Source organism: Nocardioides sp. Z40_12 (assembly GCF_058215795.1).
In genome coordinates this window covers 204,881-217,381 of record NZ_JBZAJA010000006.1, presented here as the reverse complement: position 1 = coordinate 217,381, position 12,501 = coordinate 204,881, and the positions used below count along the sequence as shown (strand labels likewise).

14 protein-coding genes are annotated in these 12,501 nt (G+C 72.9%); 5 read left to right on the top strand and 9 right to left on the bottom strand.

What is annotated here, in order from left to right:
- Nucleotides 1-26: 26 nt before the first annotated feature.
- The 3 genes from AC4BG9_RS13255 to AC4BG9_RS13245 are packed head-to-tail and all read right to left on the bottom strand — an operon-like array spanning nt 27 to nt 2,630.
- Nucleotides 27-770 (bottom strand): phosphoadenylyl-sulfate reductase, encoded by a 744-nt coding sequence (locus AC4BG9_RS13255; RefSeq protein WP_490571573.1) that lies wholly within the window; start codon nt 768-770, stop codon nt 27-29.
- Entirely contained in the window at nt 767-922 is a 156-nt protein-coding gene (locus tag AC4BG9_RS13250; RefSeq protein ID WP_490571572.1) for a hypothetical protein, read from the bottom strand. Before AC4BG9_RS13250 ends, AC4BG9_RS13255 begins: the two co-directional genes overlap by 4 nt.
- A 1-nt stretch (nt 923) precedes the next feature.
- Complete coding sequence (locus AC4BG9_RS13245) at nt 924-2,630, bottom strand: nitrite/sulfite reductase (protein WP_490571571.1); 1,707 nt, start codon at nt 2,628-2,630, stop codon at nt 924-926.
- A 358-nt stretch (nt 2,631-2,988) separates the two neighbouring features.
- Between AC4BG9_RS13245 and AC4BG9_RS13240 the strand changes: the two genes are divergently transcribed.
- Nucleotides 2,989-4,434, top strand: coding sequence for a glycine hydroxymethyltransferase (locus AC4BG9_RS13240; protein WP_490571570.1), 1,446 nt, complete (start codon nt 2,989-2,991; stop codon nt 4,432-4,434).
- 2 nt (nt 4,435-4,436) lie between these two features.
- On the opposite strand, the gene AC4BG9_RS13235 is transcribed toward AC4BG9_RS13240, so the two are convergent.
- Complete coding sequence (locus AC4BG9_RS13235; protein WP_490571569.1) at nt 4,437-4,799, bottom strand: hypothetical protein; 363 nt, start codon at nt 4,797-4,799, stop codon at nt 4,437-4,439.
- 133 nt (nt 4,800-4,932) lie between these two features.
- On the opposite strand from AC4BG9_RS13235, the gene AC4BG9_RS13230 reads away from it, so the two are divergent.
- From AC4BG9_RS13230 to AC4BG9_RS13220, 3 genes are read left to right on the top strand one after another with little or no spacing between them, the layout of a single operon-like run.
- On the top strand, nt 4,933-5,889 hold the full coding sequence (locus tag AC4BG9_RS13230) for a YihY/virulence factor BrkB family protein (RefSeq protein ID WP_490571568.1): 957 nt from the start codon (nt 4,933-4,935) through the stop codon (nt 5,887-5,889).
- A 4-nt stretch (nt 5,890-5,893) separates the two neighbouring features.
- A complete protein-coding gene (locus AC4BG9_RS13225) occupies nt 5,894-7,000 on the top strand; it encodes a potassium channel family protein (RefSeq protein WP_490571567.1) in 1,107 nt (368 codons plus the stop codon).
- Entirely contained in the window at nt 6,997-7,551 is a 555-nt protein-coding gene (locus tag AC4BG9_RS13220; RefSeq protein ID WP_490571566.1) for a bifunctional adenosylcobinamide kinase/adenosylcobinamide-phosphate guanylyltransferase, read from the top strand. Before AC4BG9_RS13225 ends, AC4BG9_RS13220 begins: the two co-directional genes overlap by 4 nt.
- Before the next feature lie 47 nt (nt 7,552-7,598).
- Here the strand turns inward: AC4BG9_RS13220 and AC4BG9_RS13215 are convergent, their stop codons facing one another.
- From AC4BG9_RS13215 to AC4BG9_RS13205, 3 genes are read right to left on the bottom strand one after another with little or no spacing between them, the layout of a single operon-like run.
- Nucleotides 7,599-8,354 (bottom strand): adenosylcobinamide-GDP ribazoletransferase, encoded by a 756-nt coding sequence (locus tag AC4BG9_RS13215; RefSeq protein ID WP_490571565.1) that lies wholly within the window; start codon nt 8,352-8,354, stop codon nt 7,599-7,601.
- Nucleotides 8,347-9,381, bottom strand: coding sequence for a nicotinate-nucleotide--dimethylbenzimidazole phosphoribosyltransferase (cobT, locus tag AC4BG9_RS13210; protein WP_490571564.1), 1,035 nt, complete (start codon nt 9,379-9,381; stop codon nt 8,347-8,349). The genes AC4BG9_RS13215 and cobT overlap by 8 nt, the downstream gene beginning before the upstream one ends.
- A gap of 35 nt (nt 9,382-9,416) precedes the next feature.
- Entirely contained in the window at nt 9,417-10,001 is a 585-nt protein-coding gene (locus tag AC4BG9_RS13205; RefSeq protein ID WP_490571563.1) for a type 1 glutamine amidotransferase domain-containing protein, read from the bottom strand.
- 302 nt (nt 10,002-10,303) lie between these two features.
- Here AC4BG9_RS13205 and AC4BG9_RS13200 point away from each other — a divergent pair, with 302 nt between their 5' ends.
- Complete coding sequence (locus AC4BG9_RS13200; protein ID WP_490571562.1) at nt 10,304-10,897, top strand: DoxX family protein; 594 nt, start codon at nt 10,304-10,306, stop codon at nt 10,895-10,897.
- Here the strand turns inward: AC4BG9_RS13200 and AC4BG9_RS13195 are convergent.
- Both AC4BG9_RS13195 and AC4BG9_RS13190 read right to left on the bottom strand, forming a co-directional pair.
- Nucleotides 10,890-11,597 (bottom strand): ABC transporter ATP-binding protein, encoded by a 708-nt coding sequence (locus AC4BG9_RS13195; protein ID WP_490571561.1) that lies wholly within the window; start codon nt 11,595-11,597, stop codon nt 10,890-10,892. The two genes, AC4BG9_RS13200 and AC4BG9_RS13195, sit on opposite strands and share 8 nt — an antisense overlap.
- Nucleotides 11,591-12,496 carry an ATP-binding cassette domain-containing protein gene (locus AC4BG9_RS13190; protein WP_490571560.1) on the bottom strand — a complete coding sequence of 302 codons (906 nt, stop codon included), beginning with the start codon at nt 12,494-12,496 and terminating at the stop codon, nt 11,591-11,593. Before AC4BG9_RS13190 ends, AC4BG9_RS13195 begins: the two co-directional genes overlap by 7 nt.
- Nucleotides 12,497-12,501 lie beyond the last annotated feature (5 nt).

Below are 12,501 nucleotides of genomic sequence, written 5' to 3'. Positions count from 1 at the left end.
GAGGGTGGTGACGAGGGATGAGGTCTTCATGAGTGGATCCCGCACTCGGTCTTGCCGGTACCGGCCCAGCGGCCGCTGCGGGGGTCGTCGCCGGGGGCGACCCGACGGGTGCAGGGCCAGCAGCCGATGCTGGGGTAGCCGTCGTAGACCAGCGGGTTGACCAGCACGCCGTTCTCGGCGATGTAGCGGTCGACCTGCTCGTCGGACCAGCGGGCCAGGGGGGAGACCTTGACCTTGCCCTTGCGGGCGTCCCACCCGACGACCGGGGCGATGACCCGGTTGTGGGTCTCGGCGCGACGCAGCCCGGTGGCCCAGGCGTCGTAGCCGGACAGGGCGTCGGCGAGCGGCCTGACCTTGCGCAGCGCGCAGCACAGGTCGGGATCGGTGCGGAAGAGCTCGGGCCCGTGCTCGGCGTCCTGCTCGGCGACGCTGCTGACCGGGGTGATGGTCAGCAGGTTGACCGGCAGGGTCGCCTCGACGGCGTCACGGGTGCCGATCGTCTCGGCGAAGTGGTAGCCGGTGTCGAGGAAGACGACGTCGACGCCGGGGGCCACCTTGCTGGCCAGGTGGGCCAGCACCGCGTCGCCCATCGAGCTGGTGAGGCAGAACCGGTCGCCGAAGGTGGCGACGGCCCACTCGATGATGTGCTCGGCCGGGGCGAGCTCCAGCTCGGCCCCCACGTGGGAGACCAGCTCCCGGAGCTCCTCGGGGGAGCGGTCGGCGGTGTGGGTGCCGCGGAACTCGCGGGCCGCCTGGGTGGAGAGACTCATCGGGCACCACCTCCGGGCCGGATCATGCCCAGCATCTTGACGCTGAAGGCGCGCAGGCAGGCGCGGCACTCCCAGGCCCCGTGGCCTTCTTGGGGGAACAGGTCCTGCTCCCCGCAGTAGGGGCAGTGGTAGGGCACCGCACGCTCGCTCATCTCAGACCCCCTCCAGGGCGCGCTCGCCGCGCAGGTGGGCCTCGTCGGCGCGGGCGACCCAGGCGGCGAAGTGCTCGTCGGGGGCACGCTCGGCCAGGAAGGCGGAGACGACGCGGGTGATGTAGTCGTCGAGCTCGGCGCTGGTGACCTTGTGGGCGCGCAGCTTGCGACCGAAGTTGGCGCCCAGCCCCAGCGCGCCGCCCAGGTGGACCTGGAAGCCCTCGACCTGGTTGCCGTCGGCGTCGAGGACCAGCTGGCCCTTGAGGCCGATGTCGGCGACCTGGGTGCGCGCGCAGGCGTTGGGGCAGCCGTTGACGTTGACGGTGATCGGCACGTCGAGGCCGGGGAAGCGCCGCTCGAGCTCGGCGACCAGTGCGCGGGCGCGGTCCTTGGTGTCGACGATCGCCAGCTTGCAGAACTCGATGCCCGTGCACGCCATCGTGTTGCGGCGCCAGTTGGACGGGGTCGCGTCGAGGCCGATGCGGCGCAGGTCGGCGACGAACGCGTCGGTGTCGGCGCCGTCGACGCCGAGCACCACGAGCTTCTGGTAGGCGGTCAGGCGGACGCCGCGGGCGCCGTACTTGTCGACGAGGTCGGCCAGGTCGAGCAGCACCTGCCCGTTGACGCGACCCACCACCGGCGCGGCACCGACGTAGAACCGGCCGTCCTTCTGCTCGTGCACGCCGATGTGGTCGCCCTGGGTCAGCGGGGAGACGGGAGAGGCGTGGTCCATGAGGGTGCGGCCGAGGTACTCCTGCTCCAGCACCTCGCGGAACCGCTCCACGCCCCAGTCGGCCACCAGGAACTTCAGCCGCGCCTTTGAGCGCAGCCGGCGGTAGCCGTAGTCGCGGAAGATGCCGCAGACGGCCTCCCACACGTCGGGGACCTCGGCCAGCGGCACCCAGACGCCGAGCTTCTGGGCGAGCATCGGGTTGGTGGAGAGACCGCCACCGACCCAGACGTCGAAGCCGGGACCGTGCTCGGGGTGGACCGAGCCGACGAAGGAGATGTCGTTGACCTCGGGCGCCACGTCGTGGCTGGGGTGACCGGTCAGCGCGGTCTTGAACTTGCGGGGGAGGTTGGAGAACTCCGGGTTGTTCAGCGCCCGGCGCTTGATCTCCTCCAGCGCCCAGGTGCCGTCGATGATCTCGTCCCGGGCGATCCCGGCGACAGGCGAGCCGAGGAACGGCCGGGGCGAGTCGCCGCAGGCCTCGAGGGTGGTCAGGCCGGCGCCCTCGAGCCGCTCCCAGATCGCCGGCACGCTCTCGACCTCGATCCAGTGGTACTGGATGTTGTTGCGGTCGGTGATGTCGGCGGTGCCGCGGGCGAACTCCTGCGAGACGCTGCCCAGGGCGCGGAGCGCCTCGGCGTCCAGGACGGCGCCGTCGGTGCGGACCCGCATCATGAAGAAGCGGTCGTCGAGCTCCTCCTCCTCGAGCTGGGCGGTCTTGCCGCCGTCGAAGCCGGGGGCCCGCTGGGTGTAGAGCCCCATCCACCGGAAGCGGCCGCGGAGGTCGGCGGGGTCGATGGAGTCGAACCCGCGCTTGGAGTAGATGTTGAGGATGCGAGCCCGGACGTTGAGCGGGTTGTCGTCCTTCTTGGCCTGCTCGTTCTTGTTGAGCGGCTCGGAGTAGCCGAGGGCCCACTGGCCCTCGCCGCGCTTGGGACGCGGGCGGGCGGTGCGAGCGGGAGCAGGGGTGGCAGTCATCGTGATGGTCCTTGTTCGCTGAGGGCCGCGCGCATCGTCGCCGCGCGGAGGGGTGGTGGGCGTCAGCGGGGCCAACAGATCATGCTGCGGGTGCGCCCGTAGTCCACGTGGCGACGGACCACGAGGAACTTGTGGGTGGCGCGGCTGATCATGTCAAGGAGTCTCATTGGCCGGACAGGGACTCCACAAGGTTTATGTCCGACATGTGGACGCCTGTCTCAAATTATGGAATCCAGATGGCGGGTCGGAGCCTGCCGCCGCGAGGGGTGAGGTGCAGGTCACACCCGGAGCGCGAGCTCGTGCGCCCCACGGGGGCGTCACCGCCGAACCGCGGCCCGGGGCTCACTAGGCTGGGGTCATGACCGACTCCCTCTCCGAGCTGACCAGCACCGCCTACAACTCCGCGCTCGAGGTCATCGCCTCGGTGGAGCCGCGGATCGCCGCCGCCACCCGGCAGGAGCTGGCCGACCAGCGAGGTTCGCTCAAGCTCATCGCCTCCGAGAACTACGCCTCGCCCGCCGTGCTCCTCACCATGGGCACCTGGCTCAGCGACAAGTACGCCGAGGGCACCGTCGGGCACCGGTTCTACGCCGGCTGCCAGAACGTCGACACCGTGGAGTCGCTGGCCGCCGAGCACGCGCGCGAGCTCTTCGGCGCCCCCTACGCCTACGTGCAGCCGCACTCCGGCATCGACGCCAACCTGGTGGCCTTCTGGTCGATCCTGGCGAACCGCGTCGAGACCCCCGCCCTGGCCCGCCTGGGCGCCAAGAACGTCAACGAGCTCACCGAGGCCGACTGGGAGTCGCTGCGCCACGACCTCGGCAACCAGCGGCTGCTCGGGATGAGCCTGGACGCCGGCGGCCACCTCACGCACGGCTTCCGGCCCAACATCAGCGGCAAGATGTTCCACCAGCAGCAGTACGGGACCGACCCGGAGACCGGGCTGCTCGACTACGACGTGGTGGCCGCCAAGGCCCGCGAGTTCAAGCCGCTGATCCTGGTCGCCGGCTACAGCGCCTACCCGCGCCGGGTCAACTTCGCCAAGATGCGTGAGATCGCCGACGAGGTGGGCGCCGTGCTGATGGTCGACATGGCGCACTTCGCCGGCCTGGTCGCCGGCAAGGTCTTCACCGGCGAGGAGAACCCGGTGCCCTACGCCCACGTCACGACCACCACGACGCACAAGTCGCTGCGCGGCCCGCGCGGCGGCATGGTGCTGGCCCAGGAGGAGTTCGCCGCCGACGTCGACCGCGGCTGCCCGATGGTGCTGGGCGGCCCGCTCTCCCACGTGATGGCCGCCAAGGCGGTCGCCCTCGCGGAGGCGCGGACCACCGAGTTCCAGGACTACGCCCAGCGGGTCGCCGACAACGCCAAGTCGCTGGCCGAGGGCTTCGCGACACGCGGGGCCAAGCTGGTCACCGGCGGCACCGACAACCACCTGGTGCTGCTCGACGTCACCTCGTTCGGGCTGACCGGACGCCAGGCGGAGTCGGCGCTGCTCGACGCCGGTGTGGTCACCAACCGCAACTCGGTGCCCGCGGACCCGAACGGCGCCTGGTACACCTCCGGCGTGCGGCTGGGCACCCCCGCCCTGACCACCCGCGGGTTCGGCCACGCCGAGTTCGACCGGGTCGCGGAGCTCATCGTCGAGGTGCTGGCCAACACCGAGGCCGGCCTGACCAAGGCCGGCGGCGCGTCCAAGGCCTCCTACACCCTGGCCGACGGGGTCGCTGGCCGCGTGCGTGACGCCAGCGCGGAGCTGTTGGACAAGTACCCGCTCTACCCGGGTCTCGACCTGGCCTGAGGTCAGTCGGGGGTGCCGGCTCCGGCCTCCACCGCGCGACGCGCGCTGGGGGCGTAGCCGGGACGGGCCGCGGTCGGCGCCCCCGCCCGGGCTGCGGGCTCGTGCTCTGCCCGGGCGTGGGTGCGGGCCGGCTCCGAGTCCGGGTCCTCGCTCTCGCGGAGGTAGAGCACCACCGTGATCGAGTTGGTCCGCACCAGGTACTGGCCGTCCGCGGGGTTGTCCAGGATGACGCCGTGGCCGTCGGAGGCGACCGGGGTGCCCTCGAGCCAGACGCCTTCCACCAGCACGCGCACCGGGGTGCCCTGGTCCTGGGCCCGGTTGAGCAACGTGCCGACGGTGAAGATGGTGCTGCCCTGCGTGGCCATGGGTGCCTGTCTGGTTCGGCGGCTGATGTCCCGACAGGGTAGGACCGGCAGGGGGCCCGGTAGGGGCGTTTTCAACCAAGACGCAGCCACGTCGGTCCGGTGATGGACGGCGTCCGGTCGATACCGTGTGGCCATGCCGCCCACTCGACCGTCCAGGGGGGCGGGGACCACCGTCCGGTGGACCGGCCTCCGCGACGTGGTGTGGCGGCTGGTGGTGACCACCTTCGGCGCGTGCATGCGCTACCGGGTCACCGGACTGGCCGCCGAGGCGGCGTTCTTCGCGATCCTCTCCGTGCCACCGCTGGTCTTCGCGCTGACCGGTGCGATCGGCTTCGTCTCCGACCAGTACCCGGCCGCGCAGGTGGAGGACGTACGGCGCGCCATCATCGAGCTCGCCTCGCAGGCGCTCACCGAGCGGGCGGTCGACGGGGTCATCGCGCCCACCATCGACCAGGTGCTGCGCCCCGGGCGCTTCGACGTGGTCTCGGTGGGCTTCGTGCTCGCCCTGTGGTCCGGCTCCCGCGCGCTCAACGTCTTCGTGGACACCATCACGATCATGCACGGGCTGGGAGGCGAGCGCGGGATCGTGCGGACCCGCGCCCTGTCGTTCGGTCTCTACCTGCTCGCGCTCCTCACCGGATCCGTCACGATCCCGCTGATCGTGCTGGGCCCCGGTCAGCTGAGGGAGTGGCTCCCGGGCGACCTGCAGTTCCTCATGGGCTTCTACTGGCCGACCGTGATCGTGGTCTGCATCTGCTTCCTGGCCACGCTCTACCACGTGTCGGTGCCGGTGCGGACGAACTGGAGCTTCAACCTGCCGGGTGCGACGTTCTCGCTGGTGAGCTGGATCGTCGGCTCCTGGGTGCTGCGCTGGATCCTGACCGTGACCGCCGCCGACTCCAAGTCGATCTTCGGTCCGCTCGCCGCGCCGATCGCGGTGCTGCTGTGGCTCTACGTGCTCGCCATCGCGGTGCTCATCGGTGCGGCGGTCAACGCCGCCTTCGACACGGTCTTCCCGCAGAGCGCCACGACGCGGGCACGCCACGAGCTCGTGCAGCGCCTCCGGGTGCGCATGGGCGTGAAAGACTGACTCGGTGAGCCAACCGTCGGCGCAGCCGGGTCCCGCAGCGAGTCGGGTCGCGCTGCCCGACCCGGAGCGCTCCCCGTGGTGGGAGCTCGGCCGCCGGATCCTGGCCGCCCTGGCCGTCCTGTTCGGTACCGTCCTCCTGGTCTACCTGGACCGCGACGGCTACCGGGACTCCCACGACGGCAAGGTCGGCCTGCTCGACGCGATCTACTACACCACGGTGACGCTGAGCACGACCGGGTACGGCGACATCAGCCCCGTGACCGACCAGGCGAGGCTGATCAACGCCCTGGTCGTCACCCCGGCACGCATCGCCTTCCTGGTGCTGCTGATCGGCACCACCCTGGAGGTCCTCGCCTCCCAGGGCCGCGAGATGTTCCGGGTCGCCCGGTGGAGGAAGAGCATGGGAGATCACGTCGTCGTCATCGGCTACGGCACCAAGGGCCGAAGCGCGGTGCACACCCTGCTGAGCAACGGCCTCGACAAGGGGTCGGTGGTGGTCGTGGACCCGAGCCCGCTGGCGCTGGCCGACGCCCACGAGGACGGGCTGGCCGTGGTGACCGGCGACGCCACCCGTCGCCAGGTGCTGCGCCAGGCCGACGTGCACGAGGCACGCCAGGTGATCATCACCACCGACCTGGACGCCTCCAACGTGCTGGCCACCCTGACGGTGCGCCAGCTCAACCCGGACGCCTTCATCGTGGTCGCGGTGCGGGAGCAGGAGAACGTGCCGCTGATGCGCCAGTCGGGCGCCGACTCGGTCATCACCTCCTCCGAGGCCGTGGGACGGCTCCTCGGCCTCTCCTCGCTGTCCCCGCTGCTGGGCTCGGTGATGGAGGACCTGCTCACCTACGGCGAGGGCCTCGAGGTGGCCGAGCGCGACCTGCTGGTCAACGAGGTCGGCCAGCAGCCCCAGCGCCTGCCCGACCAGGTCATCGCGGTGGTCCGCGACGAGAAGGTCTACCGCTACTTCGACCCCGTGGTCACCCAGCTGGCCCGCGGGGACAGGCTCGTGGTGGTCCGGCCGGCCAAGGAGCTGCCGTGGGCGCCGCGGCCCGGCACCCACGGGGAGGAGTCCGCCGACTCCGCCGCTTCCTCCGCCGAGCGGGCGTGAGCGAGCCGCAGCCGTCCTGGCGCACCGTGCTGGTCACCGGAGGGGTCCGCTCGGGCAAGTCCAGTCACGCGGAGCGTCTGGCGGCCCCCCACGAGCCGGTCGTCTACGTCGCCCCCGGCCCGGTGCCGGACGCCGAGGACGCGGACTGGCGCGCCAGGATCGAGGCCCATCGCGAACGCCGCCCCGGCACCTGGCGCACCGTGGAGGGGCACGACGTGCCGGCCGCGCTCGCGGCCGCCGGCTCGGCGACCGTCCTCCTCGACTGCCTGGGCACCTGGCTCACCGCCGTCGTCGACTCCGCGGCGGCCTGGGACGAGCCGGACGAGGTCCTGCGTGCGCTGCTGACCGGGGCCCTCGAGCCGGTCCTCACCGCGATCCGGGACCACCCGGGCCGGGTGGTGGTGGTGACCAACGAGGTCGGGCTCGGGGTGGTGCCGGAGCACCGCTCGGGGCGGGTCTTCCGCGACCTGCTGGGCACGGCCAACCAGCGAGTGGCGGAGGTCTGCGACCAGGTGCACCTGGTGGTCGCGGGACGGGTGCTGGTGCTCTGAGCCGGTGCCGGTGCCGGTGCTGACGGCGGCGGGCTCGCAGGGACCGGCTAGACCAGCGCGACCAGCAGCGCCGCGAACGCGAGCTCGACCGCGGCGCCGTAGACGTCCCCGGTGACGCCGCCGAGCCGTCGGGTGGCCCGGCGGACCAGCACCAGCACCACCGTCGCCGCGATCCCCAGGGCCAGGGGAGCCCGCCACCAGTCCACGCCGGACCAGGCGACGACGGCGGTGGTGGCCGCCAGCAGCCCACCCCACACGACGAGGGCCCCGGCCACCGGGACCACGCCGGCCAGGGGGTTCCCGAGACCGTCGGAGCGGGCGGCCGGGACGCCGCGCAGGCAGGTCAGGGCCAGCGCGCCGCGCGAGACGCAGACCAGGACCGCGGCGACCAGGGCGCCGCGCGGGTGGGCCAGGAGCGTGGAGAGGGCCGCGACCTGGACGCCCGCGACCAGCACCGTGGCCAGGACTCCGGCAGGACCCGACGTGCCGGACCTCATCACCGCCAGCGCCCGTTCGCGCTCGTAGGAGGCGGTGAGGCCGTCGACGGTGTCGGAGAGCCCGTCCCAGTGCAGGATCCGGGTGCCGAGGGCGAGCGAGGCCACGACGAGCAGTGCCACCACGGTGCTGGGGGTCCCGGCCAGGTGCCCGAGTGACGCCACGAGGAGGGCGAGGCCCGCGAGCGGCAGCACTGCGACGGGGGCGAGGAGCACCGCGGTGCGGGCGCTCGCCCGGTCCACCGTCCGTGGCGGCGGGACGGGCAGGACGGTCAGGGTGCCGACCGCGAGGAGCCAGCCGTCACGCATCGGGGGCGAGGTCGGCGAGCAGCGCCACGTCGCGCAGCAGCGCCACCGCGCTGCGCAGCACGGGCACCGCCGTCACCGCGCCGCTGCCCTCGCCCAGGCGCATGCCCAGGTCGAGCAGGGGGTCGAGTCCCATCTTGGCCAGCGCGAGCTGCTGGGCGGGCTCGGTCGACCGGTGGCCGGCCTGGAACCAGGTGGCCGCGCCCGGCGCCATCGCCTCCGCGACCAGGGCACACGCCACGGACATGAGGCCGTCGAGCAGGACCGGGATCCCGAGCTCGGCGGCGGTGACGAGGTAGCCCGTGGTGGCCGCCAGGTCGGCGCTGCCCAGGGCGGTGAGGATCTCCACCGGGTCCTGGACGCGGCCGCCGGCCCGCTCCAGGGCTTGGGCGATCACCCGCTCCTTGTGGGCCAGGGCGTCGTCGTCGAGCCCCGTGCCGCGCCCGGTGACCTCGGAGGCGGGGACGCCGAGGACGGCGGCGACCATGGCCGCGGCGGGGGTGGTGTTGCCGATCCCCATGTCTCCGCTGAGCAGGAGCTGCGCGCCGGCGCCCACCTCCTCCATGGCGACCGAGCGGCCGAGGGCGAGCGCGCGCTGGGTCTCGTAGGAGGAGAGCGCGTCCTCGAGGTGGAGGGCTCCGCTGCCGCGCCGGATCTTGCGCGCGGTGACCTCGGCGGGCACGCCCTCGAGGTCGTCGTCGACCGCCACGTCCAGCACGCGGATGTCGACCCCGTGGGCGCGGCCCAGGGCGTTCACCCCCGCCTTGCCGGCGAGGAAGGTGCGGACCATGGCCGCGGTGATCTCGGGGCCGAACGCGGAGACGCCGTGGTGGGCGACGCCGTGGTCGCCGGCGAAGATCACCAGGCGGACCCGCTCCAGCGGCGGCGGCGGCACCGAGCCCTGGGTGGCGGAGAACCAGCAGGCCAGGTCCCCGAGGCGCCCCAGCGCCCCGGGGGGCGTGGCCAGGGCGGCCAGGCGGTCGGCGGCCAGCTGGCGGACGGACGGATCGGGCGGGGGGAGGAGAGGCACGGGCCAAGCGTAGGTCCTCGTGCCTTCCCTCTTCCTCAGGCGGTGGGTGCCGCGGAGTCCACCCCGTGCTGGAGGGCCTCCAGCAGGGCGCTGATGAAGGCGGGGATGTCGTCGGGGTTCCGGCTGGTGATCAGGTTGCCGTCGACCACGTTCTTCTCATCCACCCACTGGCCGCCCGCGTTGCGGATGTCGGTCTGCAGGCTGGGCCACGAGGTGAGGGTGCGGCCCTTGAGGACGTCCGCCTCCACCAGCGTCCAGGGGGCGTGGCAGATGGCGGCGACGGGCTTGCCGGAGGCCACGAACGCCTTGATGAAGGCGACCGCCTGCTCGTCCATCCGCAGCGCGTCGGGGTTGGCCACCCCGCCGGGCAGCACCAGGGCGTCGTAGGCGTCCACGTCGGCGTCGCCGACGACCTCGTCCACGGGACGGGTCTCGGCCTTGTCGAGGTGGTCGAAGGTCTGCACCTCGCCACTCTCGGTGGAGATCAGCACGGCCGTGTGGCCGGCGTCCTTGACCGCGTCCCAGGGCTCGACCAGCTCGACCCGCTCGATGCCCTCGGTCGCCGTCAGGAAGGCGACGCGCTTGTGGTTCTTGCCGTTCTCGTCCAGGAGCTCGGACACGAGTGTTCCTTTCCTCGGGAGGTGCGTGCGGCCCCGGACGGTGACCGGGGCCTCGGGTTCCGTACCCGGAGGTCCAGGGCCCATGCCCTCACCTCGCGCCCGACCCCCGTCCGACCAGGCGTCCGTCCCGGGACCGGGGCCCAGGCCAGGCTGTCCTGCGTGACGCGACAGACACCAGGACACGGCCCCGAACTGCTGACGTGGAGCCTGCGCAGGAGCAGGGTGGGGAGTGAAAGAAAGTGCTCCGGTGGAGGACACAGGGTCCTTCGACACGCCGGCCGCACACCGCCCGGAGGCACGTCATGAACGTCAGCCACAGCATTCGAGAGGCCCACACCCACCACGCCTTCAGCGAGATCGTCGCCCACATGATCGGCCACGACGACGCGGACCAGGCCCACGCCCGCCGCCACCCGGTCGGCGTCGCGGTCACCGCAGGACTCCTCCGGCTCTCCCTGGGCTGGGTCTTCCTCTGGGCCTTCCTGGACAAGTTGATCGGTCTCGGCTTCGCCACCCCCGCCGAGCGGGCCTGGCTCGAAGGCGGCAGCCCGACGACCGGCTTCCTGAGCGGCACCGAAGGCCCCTTCGCCGGCTTCTTCAACTCGATGGCCGGTCACGCCTGGGCCGACTGGCTCTTCATGGCGGGCCTGCTCGGCATCGGTCTGTCCCTGATGCTCGGGGTCTTCACCCGCCTGGCCGCGGCCTCCGGCTCCGTGATGATGGTGCTGATGTGGGCGGCGGCGCTGCCCCTGGACAACAACCCGTTCATGGACGACCACCTGGTCTACGCCGGCGTCCTGGTGCTCCTGGCCCTGATGGGCGCGGGACGCTACCTCGGCCTCGGTGCCGCCTGGGAGCGCCTGCCGATGGTGAGGAAGTACGCCTTCCTCAGGTGATTCGGTGCAGGGAGGTGGCGGTCGGCTTCTGGGAGCCGGCCGCTGCTGCGTCTGCGGCTGCGTCTCGGGCTGCCTGGTCGGCTCCGGCGAGGGCGACGACGCGATCGGCGACCCGGTCCAGCAGGGGCTGGTCGTGCGAGATCGCCAGCACCCCGAGCCGACGCTCACGGACCTGGGCGAGCAGGTGCTGCCACAGCAGCGCCTGGGTCAGCGGGTCCAGGCTGGAGGAGATCTCGTCCGCGAGCACGTACGCCGGCTCCGTGAGCAGCGCCCGGGCCAGGTTGACCCGCTGGAGCTCCCCGCCGCTGATCTCGTGCGGGCGCCGGTCCAGCCAGTGCGACTCCACCAGCGTGCCCGCCGGCCCGTCGGGAGCGCAGGCGAGGAGGTCACCGTCGGGGCGGGCCTCCCGGAGCACGTCCCGGACCCGCCACCGGGGGTTCATCGCCCGCTCGGGGTGCTGGAGCACCAGCTGGACCGGCCGCGGCCGGCCCCGGGGTGGTGTCGTGGCCCCGTCCACGCGCACCACGCCGCGCTCCGCGCTGCGGTGCTGGGCCAGCAGCGAGGCGAGCGTGGACTTGCCGGTGCCCGACGCACCCCACAGGCCCACGACCTCACCCGGGGCGACGTGCAGGCTCACGCCGGCCAGCACCCAGGCGTCGCGCCGGCGGTGACGGAACCACAGGTCCTCGCCGCTCAGCACGACGCCACCTCGGGTGCCACCACGAAGTCGTTCTGCGGCAGGGCCTGCCACAGGGCCCGGCTGTACGGGTGCACGAGGTGCCCGCCGTCGTCGCAGAACGCCGACGCCGGGGCGTGCTCGACGGTCTGGCCACGACGGGCCACCACCACCCGGTCGGCGACCCGGAGCGCCGGCCCGAGCTCGTGGGTGATCAGCAGGACGCCGCTGCCGGCCCGTGCGATCCGGCGCAGCCGGTCCAGCACCGCGGCGACGCTCTCGGGCCCCAGCCCCGGGGTGGGCTCGTCGGCGATCACCAGCGCCGGGTCTCCCATCAGCGCCAGCGCGGTGAGCACGCGGCGACCCATGCCGCCGGAGAGCTGGTGGGGGTAGAGGTCCAGGACGCTGTCGGCCAGACCCTGCTCACGCACCGCCTCGCGCGCCAGCACGCGAGCCTCGCGGCGGCTCGCACCGACCAGCCGGGCGCTCCGCCGGGCCTGCGCACCCACCGTCGCCGTGGGGTCCAGGTGGGTCAGCGACTGGGGGAGCAGGGCGGTGTGGCGGCCGGCCAGCCGGCGCCGGGCCCGGAGGTCGACGTCGTCGCCGCGCCAGCTGATGCGTCCCTGCTCGTGGGCGTTGGGGGGCAGCTGACCCAGGACGGCATGGCCGAGCAGGCTCTTGCCCGCGCCACTGGCACCCACCAGCGCCACGACCTCCCCCTCGCGCACGGTCAGGGACATCCCGTCCACGGCGGTGACGACGCGGCGCCGCAGCCCTCGCTCGTACTGCTGGAACCGGATCACCAGGTCCTCGACCTCCAGCAGCGGGGCCCGGGTGGGTTCCTCGCCGGGTCCGGGACGGGGTGAGGGGTCGGGGGCCGTGTCGTGGGCAGGCAGGCGCTCGGCGGTCGCAGGAACGCTCACGGGGA

Coding starts and splice junctions, on each gene's coding strand:
- AC4BG9_RS13255 (WP_490571573.1), bottom strand. CDS start 770: ATGAGTCTCTCCACCCAGGCGGCCCGCGAGTTCCGCGGCACCCACACC.
- AC4BG9_RS13250 (WP_490571572.1), bottom strand. CDS start 922: ATGAGCGAGCGTGCGGTGCCCTACCACTGCCCCTACTGCGGGGAGCAG.
- AC4BG9_RS13245 (WP_490571571.1), bottom strand. CDS start 2,630: ATGACTGCCACCCCTGCTCCCGCTCGCACCGCCCGCCCGCGTCCCAAG.
- AC4BG9_RS13240 (WP_490571570.1), top strand. CDS start 2,989: ATGACCGACTCCCTCTCCGAGCTGACCAGCACCGCCTACAACTCCGCG.
- AC4BG9_RS13235 (WP_490571569.1), bottom strand. CDS start 4,799: ATGGCCACGCAGGGCAGCACCATCTTCACCGTCGGCACGTTGCTCAAC.
- AC4BG9_RS13230 (WP_490571568.1), top strand. CDS start 4,933: ATGCCGCCCACTCGACCGTCCAGGGGGGCGGGGACCACCGTCCGGTGG.
- AC4BG9_RS13215 (WP_490571565.1), bottom strand. CDS start 8,354: ATGCGTGACGGCTGGCTCCTCGCGGTCGGCACCCTGACCGTCCTGCCC.
- AC4BG9_RS13200 (WP_490571562.1), top strand. CDS start 10,304: ATGAACGTCAGCCACAGCATTCGAGAGGCCCACACCCACCACGCCTTC.